The sequence below is a fragment of the Marinobacter sp. genome, from assembly GCF_046484525.1.
Classification (GTDB): Bacteria; Pseudomonadota; Gammaproteobacteria; order Pseudomonadales; family Oleiphilaceae; genus Marinobacter.
The window spans coordinates 1-20,050 of sequence record NZ_JAWOIS010000086.1 but is presented as its reverse complement, the minus strand read 5'-3'; the positions used below and the strand labels follow the sequence as shown (position 1 = coordinate 20,050).

The 20,050-nt window shown below is 57.8% G+C and carries 29 protein-coding genes and 1 pseudogene; 1 reads left to right on the top strand and 29 read right to left on the bottom strand.

Annotated elements, in window-relative coordinates; genetic code table 11:
• Position 1 precedes the first annotated feature (1 nt).
• The 7 genes from mshL to R6W86_RS16865 form a co-directional block, all read right to left on the bottom strand.
• Complete coding sequence (mshL, locus tag R6W86_RS16895) at positions 2 to 1,723, bottom strand: pilus (MSHA type) biogenesis protein MshL (RefSeq protein ID WP_410330515.1); 1,722 nt, start codon at positions 1,721 to 1,723, stop codon at positions 2 to 4.
• A complete protein-coding gene (locus R6W86_RS16890) occupies positions 1,720 to 2,043 on the bottom strand; it encodes a hypothetical protein (RefSeq protein WP_410330514.1) in 324 nt (107 codons plus the stop codon). Before R6W86_RS16890 ends, mshL begins: the two co-directional genes overlap by 4 nt.
• Position 2,044: 1 nt before the next feature.
• A complete protein-coding gene (locus R6W86_RS16885; RefSeq protein ID WP_410330513.1) occupies positions 2,045 to 2,740 on the bottom strand; it encodes an MSHA biogenesis protein MshJ in 696 nt (231 codons plus the stop codon).
• Positions 2,737 to 3,345 carry a PilN domain-containing protein gene (locus tag R6W86_RS16880; protein ID WP_410330512.1) on the bottom strand — a complete coding sequence of 203 codons (609 nt, stop codon included), beginning with the start codon at positions 3,343 to 3,345 and terminating at the stop codon, positions 2,737 to 2,739. Before R6W86_RS16880 ends, R6W86_RS16885 begins: the two co-directional genes overlap by 4 nt.
• Positions 3,342 to 4,214: a biogenesis protein MshI gene (locus tag R6W86_RS16875; protein WP_410330511.1), complete on the bottom strand. Its 873-nt coding sequence runs from the start codon at positions 4,212 to 4,214 to the stop codon at positions 3,342 to 3,344. Before R6W86_RS16875 ends, R6W86_RS16880 begins: the two co-directional genes overlap by 4 nt.
• A 282-nt stretch (positions 4,215 to 4,496) precedes the next feature.
• Positions 4,497 to 5,024 (bottom strand): single-stranded DNA-binding protein, encoded by a 528-nt coding sequence (gene ssb / locus R6W86_RS16870; protein ID WP_410330510.1) that lies wholly within the window; start codon positions 5,022 to 5,024, stop codon positions 4,497 to 4,499.
• A 60-nt stretch (positions 5,025 to 5,084) separates the two neighbouring features.
• The gene (locus R6W86_RS16865) at positions 5,085 to 6,452 is read right to left on the bottom strand and encodes an MFS transporter (RefSeq protein ID WP_410330509.1); all 1,368 of its coding nucleotides are present in this window, start codon (positions 6,450 to 6,452) and stop codon (positions 5,085 to 5,087) included.
• A gap of 185 nt (positions 6,453 to 6,637) precedes the next feature.
• Here R6W86_RS16865 and uvrA point away from each other — a divergent pair, with 185 nt between their 5' ends.
• Complete coding sequence (uvrA, locus tag R6W86_RS16860; RefSeq protein WP_410330508.1) at positions 6,638 to 9,463, top strand: excinuclease ABC subunit UvrA; 2,826 nt, start codon at positions 6,638 to 6,640, stop codon at positions 9,461 to 9,463.
• 181 nt (positions 9,464 to 9,644) lie between these two features.
• On the opposite strand, the gene rplQ is transcribed toward uvrA, so the two are convergent.
• The 22 genes and pseudogenes from rplQ to R6W86_RS16750 all read right to left on the bottom strand — a co-directional run.
• Positions 9,645 to 10,043: a 50S ribosomal protein L17 gene (rplQ, locus tag R6W86_RS16855; RefSeq protein WP_092005465.1), complete on the bottom strand. Its 399-nt coding sequence runs from the start codon at positions 10,041 to 10,043 to the stop codon at positions 9,645 to 9,647.
• A 33-nt stretch (positions 10,044 to 10,076) separates the two neighbouring features.
• Entirely contained in the window at positions 10,077 to 11,081 is a 1,005-nt protein-coding gene (locus R6W86_RS16850) for a DNA-directed RNA polymerase subunit alpha (RefSeq protein WP_410330507.1), read from the bottom strand.
• Positions 11,082 to 11,116: 35 nt separating this feature from the next.
• Positions 11,117 to 11,737, bottom strand: a complete 621-nt coding sequence (gene rpsD, locus R6W86_RS16845) for a 30S ribosomal protein S4 (RefSeq protein ID WP_092005459.1) — start codon at positions 11,735 to 11,737, stop codon at positions 11,117 to 11,119.
• Positions 11,738 to 11,755: 18 nt separating this feature from the next.
• Complete coding sequence (rpsK, locus tag R6W86_RS16840; RefSeq protein ID WP_007153992.1) at positions 11,756 to 12,145, bottom strand: 30S ribosomal protein S11; 390 nt, start codon at positions 12,143 to 12,145, stop codon at positions 11,756 to 11,758.
• Positions 12,146 to 12,158: 13 nt separating this feature from the next.
• Complete coding sequence (rpsM, locus tag R6W86_RS16835; protein WP_410330506.1) at positions 12,159 to 12,515, bottom strand: 30S ribosomal protein S13; 357 nt, start codon at positions 12,513 to 12,515, stop codon at positions 12,159 to 12,161.
• 142 nt (positions 12,516 to 12,657) lie between these two features.
• Positions 12,658 to 12,771 (bottom strand): 50S ribosomal protein L36, encoded by a 114-nt coding sequence (gene rpmJ / locus R6W86_RS16830; protein WP_004580765.1) that lies wholly within the window; start codon positions 12,769 to 12,771, stop codon positions 12,658 to 12,660.
• A 30-nt stretch (positions 12,772 to 12,801) separates the two neighbouring features.
• Positions 12,802 to 14,124 carry a preprotein translocase subunit SecY gene (gene secY, locus R6W86_RS16825; RefSeq protein ID WP_410330505.1) on the bottom strand — a complete coding sequence of 441 codons (1,323 nt, stop codon included), beginning with the start codon at positions 14,122 to 14,124 and terminating at the stop codon, positions 12,802 to 12,804.
• Positions 14,125 to 14,141: 17 nt separating this feature from the next.
• Positions 14,142 to 14,576: a 50S ribosomal protein L15 gene (gene rplO / locus R6W86_RS16820; RefSeq protein ID WP_410330504.1), complete on the bottom strand. Its 435-nt coding sequence runs from the start codon at positions 14,574 to 14,576 to the stop codon at positions 14,142 to 14,144.
• A gap of 1 nt (position 14,577) precedes the next feature.
• Positions 14,578 to 14,766 carry a 50S ribosomal protein L30 gene (gene rpmD, locus R6W86_RS16815; RefSeq protein WP_410330503.1) on the bottom strand — a complete coding sequence of 63 codons (189 nt, stop codon included), beginning with the start codon at positions 14,764 to 14,766 and terminating at the stop codon, positions 14,578 to 14,580.
• 4 nt (positions 14,767 to 14,770) lie between these two features.
• A complete protein-coding gene (rpsE, locus tag R6W86_RS16810; protein ID WP_023010932.1) occupies positions 14,771 to 15,271 on the bottom strand; it encodes a 30S ribosomal protein S5 in 501 nt (166 codons plus the stop codon).
• A 12-nt stretch (positions 15,272 to 15,283) separates the two neighbouring features.
• Positions 15,284 to 15,631 (bottom strand): 50S ribosomal protein L18, encoded by a 348-nt coding sequence (rplR, locus tag R6W86_RS16805; RefSeq protein WP_410330502.1) that lies wholly within the window; start codon positions 15,629 to 15,631, stop codon positions 15,284 to 15,286.
• Positions 15,632 to 15,640: 9 nt separating this feature from the next.
• Positions 15,641 to 16,174, bottom strand: a complete 534-nt coding sequence (gene rplF, locus R6W86_RS16800; RefSeq protein ID WP_410330501.1) for a 50S ribosomal protein L6 — start codon at positions 16,172 to 16,174, stop codon at positions 15,641 to 15,643.
• A 9-nt stretch (positions 16,175 to 16,183) separates the two neighbouring features.
• Complete coding sequence (gene rpsH, locus R6W86_RS16795; protein WP_410330500.1) at positions 16,184 to 16,576, bottom strand: 30S ribosomal protein S8; 393 nt, start codon at positions 16,574 to 16,576, stop codon at positions 16,184 to 16,186.
• An 88-nt stretch (positions 16,577 to 16,664) separates the two neighbouring features.
• Positions 16,665 to 16,970, bottom strand: coding sequence for a 30S ribosomal protein S14 (rpsN, locus tag R6W86_RS16790; protein ID WP_410330499.1), 306 nt, complete (start codon positions 16,968 to 16,970; stop codon positions 16,665 to 16,667).
• A gap of 12 nt (positions 16,971 to 16,982) precedes the next feature.
• Positions 16,983 to 17,522, bottom strand: coding sequence for a 50S ribosomal protein L5 (gene rplE, locus R6W86_RS16785; RefSeq protein WP_410330498.1), 540 nt, complete (start codon positions 17,520 to 17,522; stop codon positions 16,983 to 16,985).
• A gap of 15 nt (positions 17,523 to 17,537) precedes the next feature.
• Positions 17,538 to 17,858: a 50S ribosomal protein L24 gene (rplX, locus tag R6W86_RS16780; protein ID WP_410330497.1), complete on the bottom strand. Its 321-nt coding sequence runs from the start codon at positions 17,856 to 17,858 to the stop codon at positions 17,538 to 17,540.
• 17 nt (positions 17,859 to 17,875) lie between these two features.
• On the bottom strand, positions 17,876 to 18,244 hold the full coding sequence (gene rplN / locus R6W86_RS16775; protein WP_008940679.1) for a 50S ribosomal protein L14: 369 nt from the start codon (positions 18,242 to 18,244) through the stop codon (positions 17,876 to 17,878).
• A 58-nt stretch (positions 18,245 to 18,302) separates the two neighbouring features.
• Positions 18,303 to 18,569: a 30S ribosomal protein S17 gene (gene rpsQ, locus R6W86_RS16770; protein ID WP_007154006.1), complete on the bottom strand. Its 267-nt coding sequence runs from the start codon at positions 18,567 to 18,569 to the stop codon at positions 18,303 to 18,305.
• A gap of 1 nt (position 18,570) precedes the next feature.
• On the bottom strand, positions 18,571 to 18,762 hold the full coding sequence (rpmC, locus tag R6W86_RS16765) for a 50S ribosomal protein L29 (protein ID WP_007154007.1): 192 nt from the start codon (positions 18,760 to 18,762) through the stop codon (positions 18,571 to 18,573).
• Positions 18,762 to 19,175, bottom strand: a complete 414-nt coding sequence (gene rplP / locus R6W86_RS16760; protein ID WP_027830882.1) for a 50S ribosomal protein L16 — start codon at positions 19,173 to 19,175, stop codon at positions 18,762 to 18,764. The genes rpmC and rplP overlap by 1 nt, the downstream gene beginning before the upstream one ends.
• Positions 19,176 to 19,187: 12 nt before the next feature.
• Positions 19,188 to 19,871, bottom strand: a complete 684-nt coding sequence (gene rpsC, locus R6W86_RS16755) for a 30S ribosomal protein S3 (protein WP_410330496.1) — start codon at positions 19,869 to 19,871, stop codon at positions 19,188 to 19,190.
• Positions 19,872 to 19,882: 11 nt separating this feature from the next.
• A pseudogene (locus R6W86_RS16750) lies at positions 19,883 to 19,972 on the bottom strand (uL22 family ribosomal protein); the annotation flags it as partial.
• Between the last annotated feature and the right edge of the window lie 78 nt (positions 19,973 to 20,050).

Sequence of the window (20,050 nt, the reverse complement as noted above, 5' to 3'; positions counted from 1 at the left end):
ATCAGCGTGGCAATTTCTCCGGCTCCGGAGTGACTGACCGCGAGGACCGCAGAACCTCCCGCAGCACTTCCATACGCTCCCGGCTGGCAGAAACATCCGCGTTCATGGTCGACGACTGCTCCACCACCGGCCGCAGAAGAATCACTAGCTCGCTCTTGCTGGACTCGAATCGGCGCTGCTTGAACAACTCGCCGAGCAAGGGAATTTCACTGAAGAAAGGCACCGAGGAATTGGCGTCCTCACTGGTGTTCTGAATCAGGCCACCGATCACCACGATCTGGCCGCTCTCGGCCCGGACTACGCTGTCAGTCTCCCGGACCTTGCTGATGGCCAGAGGTAAAGTCACGTCCCGTCCACCGATGGTGATTAATTTTTCCTGATCATTCACTTCACTCACCGACGGATGCACGTGCAGGGTAATATCTCCGTCTTCGCCAATCTGCGGTGTTACATCCAGGGAGATGCCGGAGAAGAACGGCGTCAGTTCCACCGAGGTAGAGGTGCTATCCGAACCAGTGATGGTGGAGTCCTCGTCTTCAAAGTCGATATCGGTGACAAAGAACTCGTCGGAGCCCACTTTGATCACCGCCTTCTGGTTATTCACGGTGGCAATCCGCGGGCTGGAGAGGATCTGTACGTTACCCTGGGTACCCAGCAATTCAATTACCGCGGTAAAACTGCCTTCCTGGAAAGTGGCGGAAAACAGGCCACCGATGTCGGATGTTTGAATGGCCTGCCCGGCCAGGCTCTGGGCTGTGAAGTCGACCGGCAGCCCATCGGAAGCGGTCACGGAGGAGGCACTTTGCAGATCCGACCAGTTGATGCCCTGTTGGTAGCCTTCGTTTAGCGCCACTTCCAGAATCTTGGCCTCCAGTACCACCTGGCGCTGCATGATCAGCTCGGTCCGGCGCAGGTAATCCTCCACTAGCCGCAGCTGCTCGGAACCACCCCGCACCATGATAAGACCGGGGCCCGGGTTCACAACCACCTGGCCGCCCTCACGGGTGCTGATAATCATCTCGACAGCGATACGCAGGTCCTGCCAGAAATCCGATTCGGTCTCGGTGGAGATGGTGGTGCCGATCAGGCTCCGGGTTTCCCCGTTGCCGGTATCGCCATTACTTGCGTTGCTGCGGGAGCTCGTCACCTGGCCGGAGCTCACACGGGTTTCGGAACCACCCTTGCGCTTGAAATGCAGATAGTCGATGGGAAATATCCGGGTCTGGATACGGTCGGCGTTGACCTGATACAAACGACCCTTGCGTTGGATATCCAGGCCATACAGGTCTGCAACAATGTCCATGACCTCGGGAACGGTGACATCCCTCAGGCGAAGGTCAATGGCGGTAGTGACTTCCGGATGCACCACCACATTGAAGCGCGTACCAGTCACCAGGGACTGGAAGAAGCTGTCCGATGCCACTCCCCGGGCATTGACGTCAAAGCGCTCTTCCAGATCATTGTCCGCGGAAAGGGGAGGCAACAGCTGTGCGCTGATATCGGCGGGCATGGCAGACGTGGCCGGCTCACGGGAATCATTCCCACCCGGCCGTTCGGCTTCGGCCTGTTCAAGTGTGCGCACGATATCGTCCGCCGCTTCCGTGGAGGTCGCCGCCCCCGTGCGCATCAGCGGGTTGTTGCTACAGGCGGTCAGGGCCATTCCGGCAGCAACGGACAACGTCAGCTTCTTGAAGGAATTCATGGTTGCCTGAATATCTGTCATTGGGTTCCCCGCACTTGCGGAAGCTTGTCCAGGTAAAGAACCCGGGGATTCCCCCGGTCCATCACCTCGACCCGGTCCTGATGAATTTTTCTGACGCGGATACCATTGGCACCCTGGCCTTCCCGGAGTGCTTCGCCTTCAATCACCGCCACCTTGCGATCCTGACCATAGACGATCGACTCCAGGGACAGGGACCGCACGGGCTGGCTCCGGACCGCCGGAGCTTCGGTACCGGGCGGTTTGGTGGGGTCCTGCAGGGCCGCCACCGGCATGCTGGCGAGCAAGGCGAAAATGGCAATTAATGATCCGGCCAGTCTCATGTCATACCCCCAACCATGCCTTTTCCAGGCTCAGCGTCCGCACCTCGAACACGGCCTCGCCGGCTGGCCACGAGGTGGCGTCATAGCTCAGCCGCACCCAACCCAGGCGTTCATCCATCGCTTCAAGGCGTTCAAGATAGGCGAGCACGTCCAGGTAACCGCCCTGAAGGCGCAGCTCCACGGAGTGCGCGAACAACAACGGCTCGGATTGTCCGCCAGACGCCCCTTCGTTTCCGGAGGCCGAAGTACCGGACTCCGCGAAGACCGGCTCCGGCGTTTTCAATTCCAGTGCCTGCAGGGCCAGGCTGCCCTGGGCCGCCAGCATTTCCCGCAACAGCGCCACCATCGCCCTCGGCGCGATTAGTTGGCCGGCGGTCTCGGCAACCTGCTGGTCGAGCTGGCCCAGACGACGCTGCCACTGTTCCAGGCGTTGACGCAGTTCCGCAGAAGGATCCTGGGACAGGATCTGTTCCAGCTCCTGTTGTCGGGTGAGCAGATCCGTCTGGCGGGTTTCCGCCAATACCCGGCGGTTCTCCAGGTTCCGGATCTCCTGGCTGACAGGGGCCAGCGCGAGCTCCCATCCGGCAAAGAGTACGACCGCCAGCGCGGTGACCAGCAACAGCACTCGCTCCCTGGCGGGGCGATCATGGAACCAGCTCCCGAGCCTGGCCAGGCCACTCTGTCGGGCGTCGCTCATGACTCCTCCCCGGCACCCGGTTCACTGGCGACAAAGAATTCCACCCAATCACCTTCGTCCGGGCGGTCAAGCCGGAATACGCCGAAGGTTCTGCCGGTAAAAGCAGGCGCCTGACCCAACTGCTCCAGATAGAGTGGCACTTGCGCCGAGTTACGGGTTCGACCTTCGATCTGAATCCTCTGGGGCTGGGCCTCCAGGACAATACTGGTGAGCCAGACACTGTCCGGAATCTGCCTCGCCAGGGCCGCCATCTGCGGGGAAAAACCTCTTCCCGGGCGGGCTACCAGTCCCTCCACGCGCTTCAGCAGGCGTTGACGCCGGGCCAAGGTCTCACTGATACGCTGCAACGCCGCCTCCAGCTCGGGATCCGGCTGGCGACGCTCGACCGCCTCGGACAGACTGGCCACCGCCTCATCTAACCGGGAAATTTGTTGCTCCAGCCCGGTGACCTCTTGCGCCAACTGTCGCTGCTCGTAACTGAGCCAGACCCCATAGCCGGCAATCATCAGCATCAATACAACAGTAATACCGAGAGCCCGGGCCGCAGACAACCGCTGTTGCCGTGGGCGCAACTCACTGGTGTAGAGGTTGACCTGCTGAATCATCTCCCCGCCTCCCCGGCCAACGGCAAACCTGCACTCCAGGCCGGCAGGCAGCGACTGTCGATGGCACGTTCAAGCCCCAGGGTAGCCCAGTCCAGATTGCTGACGCCTGCGGCCAGATAGGAAGACAGCATCGATGCCAGGGGCAGCACGCTGTCCTTCGCCACCAGGTGGATATGCGCCGGCGGCACCTGTCCCATCTGGCTTTCGTAGTAATCCAGGGAACGCTGCATTTCGAGAGCCAGCGCCTGCACCACGCTTTCCTGCCGGGCAGCATCGCGCAGGCCGGAGGCAGACACGTCTAGACGCCGGGAAAGATAAAGGGTCTCCCCCCGGCAGATGATCATCTGACCGTAATTCCCCCGAAGGTGAACGAGGGCAGCGCCTTTGTTTTTCGGATCCAGCCTGGCCACCAGGTTACGCAGGGCCAACTCGGCGATAACAATGCGACCCGGCTTGAGGCCAGATTGCTGCGCCAGTGCAACCAGTTCCTTGAGCAGGGATTTTCGGGCCGCCACCACATTCACCAACTGTCCCCGGCCACGAGCCGCATCGTGCGGAAATGGAAATACATCGGAAATAGCGTCAGAGGGGCTGAACTCCAGGAGATCCCGGAGCTTCCACTTGAGGGCATCGGCAAGCTCTGCGTCATCGACACCGTCCGGACGTTCCATCTGGAATACCTGGTATTGCTCCATGGGGAGAACCAGGTCTGTCAGCGCACCGGCCCAGCCCTGCTCACTCACCAGGGAACCGAGCACCTCGGCCCGCCGCGCCGGCAGACATTCCGCAAACCCGACCTGCGGTGCCGGTGAGGCAGGCGCCACCGCCCAGGCAATACCATCCGGACGCACCTCCATGGATACGTGCACAGATGACCCGCCAGGTCGCAAGAATCCGGTGATCTTTTTAAAAAAGGTATTTTCAGTCATGAACCGGGGCTGGAAGCGGGGGCCACTCGCAAGGCCCGTATTATCATTATGTGCCTGAACAACAGACCTAACTCTGATTAAGCCGCAATGATAGGTTAAAAAGTGAGCGCACTTCTATGTTTTTTTGAACCATTTCACGTTCTTTTGCACCCCGGTAACAAAAACCCCGGATGCGCTTGCAACCCGGGGCTTCTACTCATAACGGCCGATCCTGTCCAGAAGCTAGAAGGGAATATCGTCGTCAAAATCGTCAACCGGCTCGGGCATGCTGCCCTGGGATGGCTGGCTGTAACCGCCTGATTGCTGGCCCTGTGCCGGTGCACTCTGCTGACCAGCCGGCGTATTGTCGTTTGACTGCTGCGGGCGACCTACCGGAGCCCCCTGATTCATACTGCCTTCACCGCCGCGGCTGTCGAGCATCTGCATCTGGCCGTTGATGTCCACCACTACTTCGGTGGTGTAACGGTCCTGGCCATCCTGCCCCTGCCATTTGCGGGTCTGCAGCTTGCCCTCAATGTAGACCTTGGAGCCCTTGCGCAGATACTGCCCGGCAACCTCGGCCACCTTGCCGAACAGCACGACGCGGTGCCACTCGGTTTTTGGCACCAACTGGCCGGTCTGGCGATCCTTGTAGCTCTCATCTGTTGCAAGATTCAGGTTCACCACCGCATTGCCATTCGGGGTGTAGCGTGTGTCCGGGTCCTGGCCCAGATTGCCAATAAGAATGACCTTGTTTATGCCTCGTGCCATCATTAACTCCTGACTGTATTTTCAAGGGAAGCCGCACTCCCTGCGACCTTCCGGATTTCATTAACCGTTACCCTGCCGGACAAATGCCAGGTCCGCAAGTAACCCTTCATCAAATTTCTGCCTGTCTACCTTGAGGTAGGCGGTTGCAGCATCTTCAACGATAACCACGTCCTGAACGCCGGGCAGGCGGCGCAGGCGCTCATCGATATCGTCATAGGTCTGGCTGACTGCCTGCCGTAACTGTACCACGAAACTGGTAGTGTAACCCGGCGCCGGCATGGTCAACGCTATCAGCAACCAGGCCGCCAGCACCGCCACCATCAGCCAGACCACGCCTTCCAGTCCGGCCGCTTCCAACAGGACGCCACCCAGGGCACCACCGAGAAACGCACCGAGAAACTGGGACGTGGAGTACACACCCATGGCCGTTCCTCTACTCGCCGCCGGCGCCTCCTTGCTGATCAGGGACGGCAGGCTGGCCTCGAGCAGGTTGAAGGCCATGAAGAAGAAGAACAACACTGCCCACCCCCTGACCAGACTCCCCCCCAGCCCGGCCAGACCCGCGGTTGCCAGCGTCAGCAGAGCAATGGCGCCACAGAGTACCGGCTTCATCTTGCGCTTCTTCTCGCCAATGATGATGAACGGCACCATGGCGAAGAAAGAGGTCACCATGACCGTCAGATAGAACCACCAGTGCGAACTGGCCGCCAACCCCAGGCGTCCCTCAAGCACCGGCGGGAACACCAGGAACAGCGCGGTCAGTACCAGATGCAGCGCAAAGATGCCGAAGTCAAGCCGTACCAGACGACCATCCATGAGCACGCGGCCGAGCATTGCTTTTGCCGGGTGGGTATCAGCACTGATCTTGTGCTGGTGCGGGGTCGGCACCACCCGGTTTACGATCACCAGGGCGATCACCGCCATAACCGCCGTGGCGTAGAAAATTCCGTGGAGCCCCCAGACGGCGCCCAACAAAGGCCCCAGCACCAAGGACACCGAAAACGACAAACCGATGGAAATACCCACGGTGGCCATTGCCTTGGTGCGTTCTTCTTCCCGGGTCAGGTCGCTGAGCAACGCCATCAGCACACTGGCGATGGCGCCGGCGCCCTGGAGAATCCGACCGGCAATTACAACGTATATGGAGTCGGTTGCTGCGGCGAGCAGACTGCCGGCGGCAAACAGGATCAGCCCCAGGTAGATCATCTTCTTCCGGCCGACTCGGTCGGACAGAAGCCCGAAAGGAATCTGTAACAAGGCCTGGCTAAGGCCATAAGCACCTATGGCAAAACCGAGCAACGCAGGTGTGGCACCCTGAAGGTCGTCACCGAGCAGCATGAACACCGGCATGACCATGAACAGCCCCAGCATTCGCATGGCATAGACCGATGCCAGGGCTGCTACGGAGCGTTTTTCCAGCGCGTTCATCGCGGTGTTCACCTCAGCCGGAGTTAAAAGCAGATAACCGGGAGGCCACATACCTCCCGCAAGCGGCGCATTGTATCAGAACGGACCGGACCGAGGGACTCCCCGAACCGTCTCGGTCAATACCGGTTTCACCGACCTTCCGGTAACGCGGTATAATCCTCGTTTTTCCCAGATTGAGAGGTGGTATGGACCATATCCAGATCAAGGGTGCACGCACCCACAACCTGAAGAACATCGACCTGGATATGCCAAGGGACAAGCTGATCGTGATCACAGGCCTGTCCGGCTCCGGTAAATCGTCGCTCGCTTTCGACACCCTCTACGCCGAAGGGCAGCGCCGATACGTGGAATCTCTCTCCACCTATGCCCGGCAATTCCTGTCCATGATGGAAAAGCCCGATGTGGACCACATCGAAGGCCTGTCGCCGGCGATTTCCATCGAGCAGAAATCCACCTCTCACAATCCCCGGTCGACGGTGGGCACCATCACCGAGATCTACGATTATCTGCGACTGCTGTTTGCCCGTGCCGGCGAGCCCCGCTGCCCGGATCACGGTCAGCCACTGGAAGCCCAGACCGTGAGCCAGATGGTGGACCAGGTACTGGCCATGCCCGAGGGCAGCAAGCTGATGATCCTGGCCCCGGTCATCCGGGATCGAAAAGGCGAACACCTACATGTGACCGACAATATGCGCAGCCAGGGCTTTATCCGGATGCGGGTCGACGGCACCGTCTACGACATCGACGATGTGCCCGCCCTGGACAAGAAGCGCAAGCACCAGATTGACGTGGTGGTTGACCGCTTCAAGGTCAAGGAAGGTCTCGAGCAGCGCTTGGCCGAGAGCTTCGAAACCGCGCTGGAACTGGCTGATGGCATCGCCCTGGTTGCGCCCATGACCGGCGAGGGTGAGGAGCACACCTTTTCCGCCCGCTACGCCTGCACCCAGTGCGGCTACTCCCTCAGCGAACTGGAACCCCGGTTGTTTTCCTTTAACAATCCAGCCGGTGCCTGCCCGACCTGTGACGGCTTGGGCGTGAAGCAGTTCTTCGATCCGGAGAAGGTCATCCAGCACCCGGAAGCGACCCTGGCCGAAGGTGCGATCAAGGGCTGGGACCGACGCGCCGTGTATTACTTCCAGATGCTATCGAGCGTGGCCGAGCACTATGGCATGGACCTGGAAACGCCGTGGGTCGACCTGCCCGAATCCTTTCAGCAGGTGCTGCTGCACGGCTCCGGTTCCGAGGCGATTCCATTCCGTTACGTTAACTCCCGCGGCCATATCATGGAAAAGGCCCACCCGTTCGAGGGCATCCTGCCGAATCTGGAACGCCGGTACCGGGAAACCGACTCCCAAAGCATGCGCGAGGAGCTCGCCCGGAATCTGAGCACCCAGCCCTGTAAGGATTGTGGTGGGTCGCGACTGCGTCGCAGTGCCCGACACGTATTCATTGAGGAGCGGAACCTGCCCGAGGTAACTCACCTGCCTGTAGGCGAGGCACACGGCTATTTTGAACAGCTGGCCCTGCCGGGTCGAAAGGGTGAGATCGCCGAGAAAATTCTCAAGGAAGTGCGGGAACGCCTGCAATTTCTGGTGAATGTGGGGCTGGAATACCTGACCCTTGAGCGCAGTGCCGATACGCTCTCCGGCGGCGAAGCCCAGCGCATCCGCCTGGCCAGCCAGATCGGCGCCGGTCTGGTGGGAGTGATGTACATCCTGGATGAGCCGTCCATCGGGCTGCACCAGCGGGATAACGATCGCCTGCTGGCGACCCTGACCCATCTGCGAGACCTGGGCAATACGGTAATCGTGGTAGAACACGATGAAGACGCCATCCGCGCCGCTGATTATGTCGTCGATATCGGTCCCGGCGCCGGCGTGCACGGCGGTCATGTCGTTGCCCAGGGCCGGCCCGAAGACATCATTGCCAATGAGCACTCACTGACCGGTCAGTACCTCAGTGGCCAGAAGGAAATTGCCGTACCGCCGACACGGAACCAGGGCTCCGGTAAGCAGCTGACCCTCACCGGGGCGACCGGCAACAACCTTCGGGATGTAACCCTGAACCTTCCCCTGGGCGTGATGACCTGCATTACCGGGGTGTCCGGCTCCGGCAAATCCACCCTGATCAACAGCACTTTGTATCCGGTGGCAGCGGCCAAGCTGAACAAGGCCACGAGCCTCAACCATTCGCCCTACAGGAAGCTCAAGGGTCTGGACCAACTGGACAAGGTAATCGACATTGACCAGAGCCCGATCGGCCGCACACCTCGCTCCAACCCTGCCACCTATACCGGGCTATTCACACCGATCCGTGAGTTGTTTGCGGGCACCCAGGAAGCCCGCTCCAGGGGCTATAAGCCCGGCCGGTTCTCCTTCAACGTCAAGGGAGGGCGCTGCGAGGCTTGCCAGGGCGATGGCGTCATCAAGGTGGAGATGCACTTCCTTCCTGACATTTATGTGCCCTGCGATGTGTGCAAGGCCAAGCGCTACAACCGGGAAACCCTGGAGGTTCGCTACAAGGGCAAGAACATTCACGAGGTGCTGGAGATGACCGTGGAGGAAGGCCGCAAGTTCTTCGATGCGGTTCCGTTCCTGGCCCGTAAGTTACAGACCCTGATGGATGTCGGCCTGTCCTACATCCGGCTTGGTCAGAGCGCCGTCACCCTGTCCGGGGGCGAAGCACAGCGGGTGAAGCTGGCCAAGGAGCTGTCCAAGCGCGACACGGGCAAGACCCTGTACATCCTGGATGAACCGACCACCGGCCTGCATTTCTATGACATCCAGCAGCTTCTCAATGTGTTGCAGCGCCTGCGCGACCACGGCAACACCATCGTGGTGATCGAGCATAATCTGGACGTGATCAAGACCGCAGACTGGATTGTGGATCTGGGGCCGGAGGGTGGCTCCGGCGGCGGACAGATTATTGCCGAGGGTACGCCGGAAGAAGTGGCGAAGAATCCGGTGTCGCATACCGGGCGGTATCTGAAACCGATGCTGGCGAAGAGCTGAGGTGAAGATGGGGTCAGAGGAAACCCTTCATCTGACCCCGTTTTCAGACCTGAACCTCTCGAGAGATCCGACATGAACTCGGGGTCAGAAGAAAGCTTTGTTCCGACCCCACTTTTATTCCAGACACAAAAAAGCCGGGGATGTTTCCACCCACGGCTTTTTCTCAACCACTCCGAAGATCTTACTCTTCGTCGTCGTCCACTTCTTCTGCTTCGATATCCAGCGGGCGGCCTACCAGCTCGACGAATGCCATCGGGGCATTGTCACCGGCACGGAAGCCGCACTTCAGGATACGAAGGTATCCACCCGGACGGTCGCTGTAGCGCGGACCCAGCTCGTCAAACAGCTTGGCTACCGCTGCATCGTTGCGCAGGCGGGAAAACGCCAGGCGACGGTTTGCAACCGAATCATTCTTGGAAAGCGTGATCAAAGGCTCGGCTACCCGACGAAGCTCTTTGGCTTTCGGCAGCGTTGTTTTGATCAGCTCGTGTTCAACCAGTGACGCAGTCATGTTACGGAACATGGCCTTGCGATGCGCACTGGTCCTGCTGAACTTACGACCACTCTTACGATGACGCATTGCTCTTATTCCTTACCTTAAACTAATCGGCGATTAACCGCCCAGAACCCGGTCATCGCCACGAAGGCTTGCCGGCGGCCAGTTATCAAGACGCATGCCCAGAGACAAACCACGGGACGCCAGGACGTCCTTGATCTCGGTCAGCGACTTCTTGCCAAGGTTAGGCGTCTTCAACAGCTCAACTTCGGTGCGCTGAATCAGATCGCCGATATAGTAAATGTTTTCAGCCTTCAAGCAGTTAGCTGAACGCACCGTCAATTCCAGATCATCTACCGGACGCAGCAGAATCGGATCGATTTCTTCCTCTTCTTCCACGCGCTCCGGCTCTTTCTCGTGATCGAAATCAACGAACACAGCCAGTTGCTGCTGGAGGATGGTCGCCGCCCGGCGAATTGCTTCTTCCGGGTCGATGGTGCCATTGGTCTCCAGATCAATCACCAGCTTGTCCAGATCGGTCCGCTGCTCAACCCGTGCACTTTCAACGGCATAGGCCACGCGACGAACCGGGCTGAAGGTTGCATCCAGCTGCAGGCGTCCGATGGCGCGAGTTTCGTCCTCGTCAAGACCGCGCTGGTCGGCCGGCTCGTAGCCACGACCCCGGGCAATGCGCAGACGCATGTTCAATTCACCGTTTTCACTCAGGTGACAGATCACATGGTCCGGATTGGCGATCTCGACATCGTGATCCAGCTTGATATCACCGGCTGTCACAACGCCCGGGCCTTTTTTGCTGAGGGTCAGCTCAGTTTCATCCCGACCGTTCATTTTCACGGCGACGCCCTTGAGATTCAGCAGAATCTCGATGACGTCCTCCTGGACACCCTCAATGGCGCTGTACTCGTGCAGGACACCGTCGATCTGCGCTTCAGTAATGGCGCAGCCCGGCATCGAAGACAAGAGAATACGGCGCAGTGCGCTACCCAAGGTATGACCGAAGCCCCTTTCCAGAGGCTCCAGGGTCACCTTGGCACGCGCGGCGCTGGATTCTTTCACGTCAATGGTACGAGGTGTCAATAACTCATGTACTGAACGCTGCATAGACGCCCCTATCTGCTATCGTTGCTAACTGGGCTTTACTTGGAGTAAAGCTCGACGATGAGGTTCTCGTTGATGTCGGCCGGCAGTTCAGTACGCTCAGGTACTGACTTGTAAACGCCGGACATCTTGTTGGCGTCAACCTCTACCCAGCTTACCGGTGCACGGCTGGCAGCCAGATCCAGTGCGCCTTTGACACGCAACTGGTTCTTGGCCTTCTCGCGCACGCTCACAACGTCACCCGGCTTGACCTGATAGGACGGGATGTTTACCGCCTTGTCGTTGACCAGGATCGCCTTGTGAGAGACGAGCTGACGGGCTTCTGCACGGGTAGAACCAAAGCCCATGCGGTATACAACGTTATCCAGGCGCCCTTCCAGAAGCTGCAGCAGGTTTTCACCCGTTGCACCTTTGATACGGGCAGCCTCTTTGTAGTAGTTGCGGAACTGCTTCTCCAGTACGCCGTAGATACGACGGACTTTCTGTTTTTCACGAAGCTGTACGCCGTACTCGGACAGACGACCGCGACGCGCGCCGTGCATACCCGGCGGAGTCTCGATGTTGCACTTGGAATCGAGCGCGCGAACGCCGCTCTTCAGAAAAAGATCTGTCCCTTCACGACGAGACAGCTTGCACTTCGGGCCTATATAACGAGCCATATTTCACTGTCTCCTGTGTTAGACGCGGCGCTTCTTGGGCGGACGGCAGCCGTTATGGGGAATCGGCGTCACATCAGTGATGTTGGTAATCTTGTAGCCACACGCGTTCAGCGCGCGAACTGCAGATTCTCGCCCAGGCCCAGGACCCTTAACCTCTACGTCCAGGTTTTTAAGGCCGTATTCAGCAGCCGCATTACCGGCTCTTTCAGCTGCTACCTGCGCAGCAAAAGGTGTACTCTTGCGTGAGCCGCGGAAACCGGAACCACCAGAGGTGGCCCAGGACAGGACGTTGCCCTGACGGTCCGAAATGGTCACGATAGTGTTGTTGAAGGACGCGTGAATGTGCGCGACGCCATCAACAACCGTCTTTTTCACCTTTTTACGGGTACGTGTACCTGGCTTTGCCATGTTTGCCTACCTGTTACTTGCGAATAGGTTTGCGAGGACCTTTACGGGTGCGGGCGTTGGTCTTGGTGCGCTGGCCGCGGACCGGAAGGCCATGACGGTGACGCAGACCACGGAAGCAACCGAGATCCTTCAAACGCTTGATGTTCATCTGTACTTCACGACGCAGATCGCCTTCGACGACAAACTTGCCCACTTCTGAACGAAGGGATTCAAGCTGCTCGTCGCTAAGGTCCTTGACCTTTACGTCCGGCTTGACGCCGGTTGCGTCGCAAAGCTTCTGGGCTGTTGTCTTGCCAACACCGAAGATGTAGGTCAGCGAGATAACAGCATGTTTGTTATCGGGTATATTGACACCGGCTATACGTGCCATCCAAATTACTCCGCGTTCAAAGCTTTGCTGTGTGAATTTTCCGCCACAAAAAGGGCGCGAAATAATAGCGCCTGACCCGCCTCCGAGTCAAGCGCCATCATTCCGAACCCCTTTCGCAATGTCAGGAATGTTCCCGGAGGAATCAGCCCTGGCGCTGCTTGTGACGAGGCTCCGTGCAGATGACTCGAACTGAGCCATTGCGACGAATTACTTTGCAGTTACGGCAAATTTTCTTTACCGAAGCGCGTACTTTCATTGTCGACTCCAGTTTTCAAGGGGAACGGTATTACCCGTTCCGTCCATAGCCCTTGAGATTGGACTTCTTCATCAGCGATTCATACTGATGGGACATCAGGTGCGACTGTACCTGCGCCATGAAATCCATCACCACGACTACCACAATCAGCAGTGACGTACCGCCCAGATAGAAGGGTACATTCCCTGCAACCATCAGGAACTGAGGGAACAGGGACACTGCCGCAATGTACATTGCGCCGAACAACGTCAGGCGGGTCAGCACACCGTCAATGTATTTGGCGGTCTGCTCGCCCGGACGGATGCCCGGAATAAACGCTCCTGAGCGCTTGAGGTTATCCGCGACTTCTTTCGGGTTGTACATCAGTGCTGTGTAGAAGAAGCAGAAGAATACCACTGCTGCCGCGAACAGAATAATGTACAGAGGCTGACTCGGTGCCAGAGCCTGGGAAACGTCGCTCAACCACTCCATGCCTTCGCCCTGACCAAACCACTGCCCGATAGAAGCCGGGAACAGCAGGATGGAAGAGGCAAAAATCGGCGGAATAACGCCCGCCATGTTCACCTTCAGCGGCAAATGACTGGACTGCTGGGCAAACACCCGACGTCCCTGCTGCCGCTTGGCGTAGTTGATGGTCAAACGACGCTGGCCACGCTCCATGAACACCACAAAACCGATAACGGCTATAGCCAGGATACCGATCCCGAGAACCACCAGCAGGCTCATCTCGCCGTTGCGGGCCTGTTCTAGTGTCTGACCGATCGCGCCGGGCAACCCGGCAACGATACCGGCGAAGATCAGCAACGAAATACCGTTACCAACGCCGCGCTCGGTGATCTGCTCACCCAGCCACATCATGAACACCGCACCACTGACGAACGAAACCACCGCAACGAAGTGGAAGCTGAAGCTATCGTTAAAGGTGACACCCTGAGAGGCCAGCCCAACCGAAATACCAGCACCCTGAACCAGGGCCAGGATGACCGTACCGTACCGCGTGTACTGGCTGATCTTGCGACGACCAGCCTCACCTTCCTTCTTCAGCTGCTCAAGCTGCGGACTGACCGCAGTCATGAGCTGCATGATAATGGAAGCCGAGATGTACGGCATGATGCCGAGTGCGAAGATACTCATGCGCTCAAGCGCACCACCGGAAAACATGTTGAACATGCTCAGGATCGTGCCCTGATTCTGCTCAAACAGTGCCGCCAGACGGTCGGGGTTAATACCCGGCACCGGAATATGGGCACCGACCCGGTACACCAGCAATGCCAGGAAGACAAACCAGAGCCGCGAACGCAGCTCTGCCAGTCCTTTACCCGCGCCCGCAGGCAATGATGCTGTCTTGGCCATTTAGTCCTCGACTCGCCTTAGTCCTCGACTTTACCGCCCGCTGCGGCAATTGCCTCGCGTGCGCCTTTGGTGACCCGCAGGCCCTTCACGGTTACCGGACGGCTCAGTTCACCGGACAGGATAACCTTGGCTTCACGGATCTCTTCACGGATCACGTCAGCCTTCTTCAGGGCTTCCAGATCAACCACATCGCCTTCGACCTTCGCCAGCTCATTCAGACGAATCTCGGCAACATAACGCTGCTGACGGGAAGTGAAACCAAACTTCGGCAGACGACGGGCCAGCGGCTGCTGACCGCCCTCGAAACCGGGAGCTACGGTACCACCGGAACGGGACTTCAGACCCTTGTGACCGCGGCCACCGGTTTTACCGAGGCCGCTACCGATACCACGACCAACGCGCCTGGCGTCCGGACGTGAACCGGGTTCTGGAGCAAGTTCGTTCAGACGCATCTTAGTTCTCCTCAACCCGTACCAGGTAATTTACCCGGTTGATCATACCGCGGATGGAAGGAGTATCTTCCAGTTCCACGGTCTGACCGATTTTACGAAGACCCAAGCCCTTCACACACAGCTTGTGCTTAGGCTGGCAGCTGATAGGACTGCGGGTCAGTGTAACCTTGATTCTTTTCGCGTTCGCCATGACTTCAACCCAGAATATCTTCGACGGATTTACCGCGCTTGGCTGCAACGTCCTCAGGCGCCTTCATGGCCTGGAGACCCTTGATAGTGGAACGTACCACGTTCACCGGGTTGGTAGACCCGTAACACTTGGACAGGACGTTCTGCACACCCGCGACTTCCAGGACCGCACGCATCGCACCACCGGCAATGATACCGGTACCTTCGGATGCTGGCTGCATGTAAACCTTGGAACCACCATGCTGAGCCCGGACCGGGTACTGCAGAGTGGTGCCGTCCAGCGCCACGTCTACCATGTTCTTACGCGCAGCTTCCATGGCCTTCTGAATGGCAACGGGAACTTCCCGGGCCTTACCACGGCCGAAGCCAACGCGACCTTTACCATCACCCACTACGGTCAGTGCGGTGAAGGCGAAAATACGGCCACCTTTTACAACCTTGGCGACCCGGTTGACCTGAACCAGCTTCTCCTGGAGCTCAGGCGCCTTCTGTTCGTTAACGCTCATCTTCTCCACCTCTTAGAATTGCAAGCCAGCTTCACGGGCAGCGTCGGCCAGAGCCTGGACACGACCATGATAACGGTAACCGGAACGGTCAAACGCAACCTTCTCAACGCCAGCTGCCTTGGCACGTTCAGCGATCAGCTGACCGACCTTCTTGGCAGCGTCCACGTTACCGGTTGCGCCCTGGCGCAGTTCCTTATCCAACGTGGAGGCAGAGGCCAGCACCTTGCTGCCGTCTGCGGAAGTGACCTGGGCGTACATATGACGCGGCGTGCGGTGAACGCACAGACGATCAGTACCCAGTTCACGGATCTTCATGCGCACCTTGCGTGCGCGACGCAATCTTTCGTTATTCGCGCTCATAGTCCCGCCTTATTTCTTCTTGGCTTCTTTGCGTCTGACCTGCTCATCCGCATAACGAACACCTTTGCCCTTATAAGGCTCGGGTGGACGGAACGCGCGAACTTCAGCAGCGACCTGGCCAACCTGTTGCTTGTCGATACCGCGAATCACGACTTCCGTGTTGGACGGAGTCTCGGCGGTAACACCCTCGGGCAGCTCGTACTCGACCGGATGAGAAAAACCCAGTGTCAGGTTGAGCTTCTTACCCTGCGCCTGGGCACGGTAACCTACACCCGTCAGCGTGAGCCTGCGCTCCCAACCTGTAGAAACGCCGGTGACCATGTTGTTAACCAGAGCACGGGTCGTACCAGCAAGAGCACGGGACTGTTTCGCACCATTGCGGGCTTCAAAGCGCAGAACGTTCTCTTCCTGCTTTACTTCAACCGCCTGGTGAATGGTGAATTGAAGCGCTCCCTTGGAGCCCTTCACGTTAATTTCCTGTCCGTTCAGCTTAACCTCAACACCGGAAGGCAGCACGACAGGATTATTGGCAACCCTGGACATGTGTATCTCCTAGAATACGGTGCAGATGACTTCGCCACCCACGCCGGCAGCGCGCGCAGCGCGGTCTGTCATAACGCCCTTGGACGTTGAGACAATCGCGACTCCCAAACCGCCGGATACTTTCGGCAGTTCCCCAGCGCCCTTGTACTGGCGCAGACTCGGACGACTGACCCGCTTGATCTCTTCGATAACCGGCTTGCCACCGAAGTACTTCAGAGTAATGGTCAGCTCGGGCTTCGCGTCAGCTGAAACAGAGAAATCTCCGACGTAGCCTTCGTCCTTCAGGACCTGGGCTACGGAGATCTTCATTTTTGAAGACGGCATCGTAACGTCTGCTTTGGATGCCATCTGGGCATTACGGATACGGGTAAACATATCCGCAAGCGTGTCTTGCATACTCATTGGTATGAGGCTCCTGATCTTTTTAGTTGTGCAGCGGCTTGCCGCACCGCTTACCAACAGGCACCCGACCGAAGTCAGGTGGCCTATCTTACCAGCTTGCTTTGGTCAGGCCCGGAACGTCACCGCGCATGCCGTATTCACGGAGTTTGATCCGTGACAGCTCGAACTTGCGCAAAACGCCGTGGGGGCGACCAGTCACCTGGCAACGATTACGAAGACGCGAAGGAGAAGCATCGCGAGGAAGCTGTTGCAGCTTCATCTGTGCGTCCCAACGGTCATCGTCGCTGGTATTCGGGTTCTTGATAATCGCCTTGAGCTCAGCACGCTTGGCTGCGTATTTGGCAACCGCCTTCTCGCGCTTGAGCTCACGCTGTTTCATGGAAACCTTAGCCATGTCTCTCGTTCCTTATTTCTTGAACGGAAAGCCGAAGGCTTTCAACAGTTCACGACCTTCGTCGTCGGTACCGGCATTGGTGGTAATCGTGATGTCCAGACCACGGATCTTGTCGACCTTGTCGTACTCGATCTCGGGGAAAATGATCTGCTCACGGACCCCCATGCTGTAGTTACCACGCCCGTCGAAGGACTTGGGATTCAGACCACGGAAGTCACGAATGCGGGGAACCGCAATGTGAACCAGGCGATCAAAGAACTCCCACATACGCTCGCCGCGCAGGGTAACTTTACAACCGATAGGCCAGCCCTCACGGATCTTGAAACCCGCTACGGACTTACGCGCCTTGGTGACAACCGGCTTCTGACCTGCCAGGCGCTCAAGATCCGCCACGGCATTCTCAATCAGCTTCTTGTCACCAACCGCTTCGCCGACACCCATGTTCAGGGTGATCTTTTCGATACGCGGCACCTGCATTACGTTCTTGTAGCCGAACTCTTTCTGCAGGGCGGGTACCACTTCCTGACTGTATTGCTCTTTACTGTTTAGCATCGTAACCACCACCGCTTACTGGTTATCGACAGCTTCGTTCGTGGACTTGAAGATCCGCACTTTGCTGCCGTCTTCCTTCACCTGAAAGCCGACACGATCGGCTTTGCCGGTCTGCGGATTAAAGATAGCCACGTTGGAAACCTGGATAGGTGCTTCTTTCTCGACGATGCCACCCGGGCTGCCCAGCATCGGGTTCGGCTTCGTGTGCTTCTTGATCATGTTGATGCCAGAAACAAGCACTCGGCCATCGTCCTGAACCTTCAGGACTTTACCACGTTTGCCTTTGTCTTTGCCCGTAGTGACGATTACTTCGTCATCTCGTTTGATCTTTTTCATAACCGGCCTCTGGTCCTTTAAAGTACTTCGGGTGCCAGTGAGATAATTTTCATGAACTTCTCATTACGCAGTTCACGGGTAACCGGTCCGAAGATACGGGTACCAATTGGTGCGTCCTGATTGTTCAGAAGTACCGCCGCATTACCGTCAAAACGGATCAGGGATCCGTCCGGACGACGAACACCCTTGCGGGTGCGCACGACCACAGCTTTCAGGACCTGGCCTTTCTTCACCTTACCGCGGGGGATGGCTTCCTTGACGGTCACCTTGATGATATCCCCTACGCTGGCATAACGCCGGTGTGAACCGCCCAGGACCTTGATGCACTGAACCTGGCGTGCACCACTGTTGTCCGCGACTTCAAGCATTGTTTGAGTCTGAATCATGGTTGTTCTCCAGCAGAAACCACTTTGCCGTTACGACAAGACTCACCGTCCGGGCGAGTTACACCTTCGATGCGCGTTCGGTGACTTCCACCAGAGCCCAGCTTTTGGTCTTAGAGACCGGGCGGGTTTCCTGGATTGTAACGGTGTCACCGATGTTGCACTGATTGCTCTCGTCGTGAGCGTGAATTTTGGATGAGCGCTTCATGTACTTACCGTACAGAGGATGCTTAACCTGGCGCTCAACCAGAACCACAATGGATTTCTCCATTTTGTTGCTCACGACCTTGCCGCTCAGGGTTCTGGCAGTTTGGGTAGCTTCAGTCATGTTACTGTCCTGCCTTTTCATTCATAACCGTTTTCACGCGAGCAATGTCACGCTTCACCTTCGGAAGAAGATGAGACTGATTCAGCTGACCTGTCGCCTTACGCATGCGCAGGTTGAACTGCTCCTTCAGGAGGTCGATCAGCTCTTTGTTCAGCTCCTCGACTGACTTGTCACGCAGCTCTGTTGCTTTCATCACATCACCGTCCTCGTAACAAAGGTGGTCTGTACGGGCAGCTTGGCAGCAGCAAGAGTGAATGCATCGCGAGCAATTTCCTCGGAGACGCCTTCCATCTCATAAAGCATCCGGCCAGGCTGAATCTCAGCCACCCAATACTCGACAGAACCCTTACCTTTACCCATTCGTACTTCCAGCGGCTTGCTGGAGATCGGCTTGTCCGGGAAAATCCGGATCCAGATCTTACCGCCCCGCTTGATGCGACGAGTCATGGTACGACGCGCTGCCTCGATCTGGCGCGCAGTTATACGCCCACGGGTTGTCGCCTTCAATCCGTATTCACCGAAGCTCACCTTGTTAGCACGGTGAGCAAGACCGGTGTTACGGCCTTTCATTACCTTGCGAAATTTGGTGCGTTTTGGTTGCAGCATTTGAGTGCCCCTTTACTTAGAACCTTTCTTCCCAGAGGCTTTCTTGTCAGCACGGACCTGTTCCATACCACCAAGAATCTCACCTTTGAAGATCCATACCTTGACGCCGATAATGCCGTAGGTGGTCTTCGCTTCGTAGGTCGAGTAATCGATATCTGCACGCAGTGTGTGCAGCGGTACACGACCTTCGCGATACCACTCGGAACGGGCAATTTCAGCACCCCCGAGACGACCGCCAACCTGGATCTTGATGCCTTTCGCACCCTGGCGCATGGCGTTCTGAACCGCACGCTTCATAGCGCGACGGAACATCACACGACGCTCCAGCTGACCGGCAACGTTCTGCGCGACCAGGCGGGCATCCAGGTCCGGCTTGCGGACTTCTTCGATGTTGATGTGCACAGGCACACCCATCATCTCGCTGACTTCGCGACGAAGACGGTCAACATCTTCACCCTTCTTACCGATAACAATACCGGGACGGGCTGTATGGATCGTGATACGGGCGTTCTGAGCAGGGCGCTCGATCACAATCTTGCTGACAGACGCCTTAACCAGACGCTTGTCGAGGAATTCGCGAACCTGGAGATCGTTCAACAGGTTGTTCGCGTATTCCGCTTTTTCGGCGTACCACACTGAGTTGTGCTCTTTGATCACACCCAGGCGCATGCCGGTTGGATTTACTTTATGACCCATCTGAGCATCTCCTACTTGTCGGCGACCTTGACGGTGATATGACAGGTGCGCTTGAAAATCCGGTCAGCGCGCCCCTTGGCTCGAGCTTTGAGGTGGTTGACGGCTGTTTGTTGCCACCAGTAGCCGTCTTTCTCTGCATATCTGCCCTCATCGTTCCCTGATAACATGGCAGGTGTAAC

Excerpts from the sequence above, each read along its gene's own strand:
- R6W86_RS16850 (WP_410330507.1), bottom strand. The coding sequence starts at position 11,081 with ATGCAGCGTTCAGTACATGAGTTATTGACACCTCGTACCATTGACGTG.
- rplN (WP_008940679.1), bottom strand. The coding sequence starts at position 18,244 with ATGATTCAGACTCAAACAATGCTTGAAGTCGCGGACAACAGTGGTGCA.
- secY (WP_410330505.1), bottom strand. The coding sequence starts at position 14,124 with ATGGCCAAGACAGCATCATTGCCTGCGGGCGCGGGTAAAGGACTGGCA.
- rplP (WP_027830882.1), bottom strand. The coding sequence starts at position 19,175 with ATGCTGCAACCAAAACGCACCAAATTTCGCAAGGTAATGAAAGGCCGT.
- rpsE (WP_023010932.1), bottom strand. The coding sequence starts at position 15,271 with ATGAGCGTTAACGAACAGAAGGCGCCTGAGCTCCAGGAGAAGCTGGTT.
- rpsK (WP_007153992.1), bottom strand. The coding sequence starts at position 12,145 with ATGGCAAAGCCAGGTACACGTACCCGTAAAAAGGTGAAAAAGACGGTT.
- R6W86_RS16885 (WP_410330513.1), bottom strand. The coding sequence starts at position 2,740 with ATGAGCGACGCCCGACAGAGTGGCCTGGCCAGGCTCGGGAGCTGGTTC.
- rpmJ (WP_004580765.1), bottom strand. The coding sequence starts at position 12,771 with ATGAAAGTACGCGCTTCGGTAAAGAAAATTTGCCGTAACTGCAAAGTA.
- mshL (WP_410330515.1), bottom strand. The coding sequence starts at position 1,723 with ATGACAGATATTCAGGCAACCATGAATTCCTTCAAGAAGCTGACGTTG.
- ssb (WP_410330510.1), bottom strand. The coding sequence starts at position 5,024 with ATGGCACGAGGCATAAACAAGGTCATTCTTATTGGCAATCTGGGCCAG.
- R6W86_RS16865 (WP_410330509.1), bottom strand. The coding sequence starts at position 6,452 with ATGAACGCGCTGGAAAAACGCTCCGTAGCAGCCCTGGCATCGGTCTAT.
- rplR (WP_410330502.1), bottom strand. The coding sequence starts at position 15,631 with ATGAGCGCGAATAACGAAAGATTGCGTCGCGCACGCAAGGTGCGCATG.
- uvrA (WP_410330508.1), top strand. The coding sequence starts at position 6,638 with ATGGACCATATCCAGATCAAGGGTGCACGCACCCACAACCTGAAGAAC.
- rpsC (WP_410330496.1), bottom strand. The coding sequence starts at position 19,871 with ATGGGTCATAAAGTAAATCCAACCGGCATGCGCCTGGGTGTGATCAAA.
- rpmC (WP_007154007.1), bottom strand. The coding sequence starts at position 18,762 with ATGAAAGCAACAGAGCTGCGTGACAAGTCAGTCGAGGAGCTGAACAAA.
- rplQ (WP_092005465.1), bottom strand. The coding sequence starts at position 10,043 with ATGCGTCATCGTAAGAGTGGTCGTAAGTTCAGCAGGACCAGTGCGCAT.
- R6W86_RS16880 (WP_410330512.1), bottom strand. The coding sequence starts at position 3,345 with ATGATTCAGCAGGTCAACCTCTACACCAGTGAGTTGCGCCCACGGCAA.
- rpsM (WP_410330506.1), bottom strand. The coding sequence starts at position 12,515 with ATGGCACGTATAGCCGGTGTCAATATACCCGATAACAAACATGCTGTT.
- rplF (WP_410330501.1), bottom strand. The coding sequence starts at position 16,174 with ATGTCCAGGGTTGCCAATAATCCTGTCGTGCTGCCTTCCGGTGTTGAG.
- rplO (WP_410330504.1), bottom strand. The coding sequence starts at position 14,576 with ATGCGTCTGAACGAACTTGCTCCAGAACCCGGTTCACGTCCGGACGCC.
- rpsH (WP_410330500.1), bottom strand. The coding sequence starts at position 16,576 with ATGAGTATGCAAGACACGCTTGCGGATATGTTTACCCGTATCCGTAAT.
- rpsQ (WP_007154006.1), bottom strand. The coding sequence starts at position 18,569 with ATGACTGAAGCTACCCAAACTGCCAGAACCCTGAGCGGCAAGGTCGTG.
- rpsN (WP_410330499.1), bottom strand. The coding sequence starts at position 16,970 with ATGGCTAAGGTTTCCATGAAACAGCGTGAGCTCAAGCGCGAGAAGGCG.
- R6W86_RS16890 (WP_410330514.1), bottom strand. The coding sequence starts at position 2,043 with ATGAGACTGGCCGGATCATTAATTGCCATTTTCGCCTTGCTCGCCAGC.
- rplE (WP_410330498.1), bottom strand. The coding sequence starts at position 17,522 with ATGCTAAACAGTAAAGAGCAATACAGTCAGGAAGTGGTACCCGCCCTG.
- rpmD (WP_410330503.1), bottom strand. The coding sequence starts at position 14,766 with ATGGCGAACGCGAAAAGAATCAAGGTTACACTGACCCGCAGTCCTATC.
- rpsD (WP_092005459.1), bottom strand. The coding sequence starts at position 11,737 with ATGGCTCGTTATATAGGCCCGAAGTGCAAGCTGTCTCGTCGTGAAGGG.
- rplX (WP_410330497.1), bottom strand. The coding sequence starts at position 17,858 with ATGAAAAAGATCAAACGAGATGACGAAGTAATCGTCACTACGGGCAAA.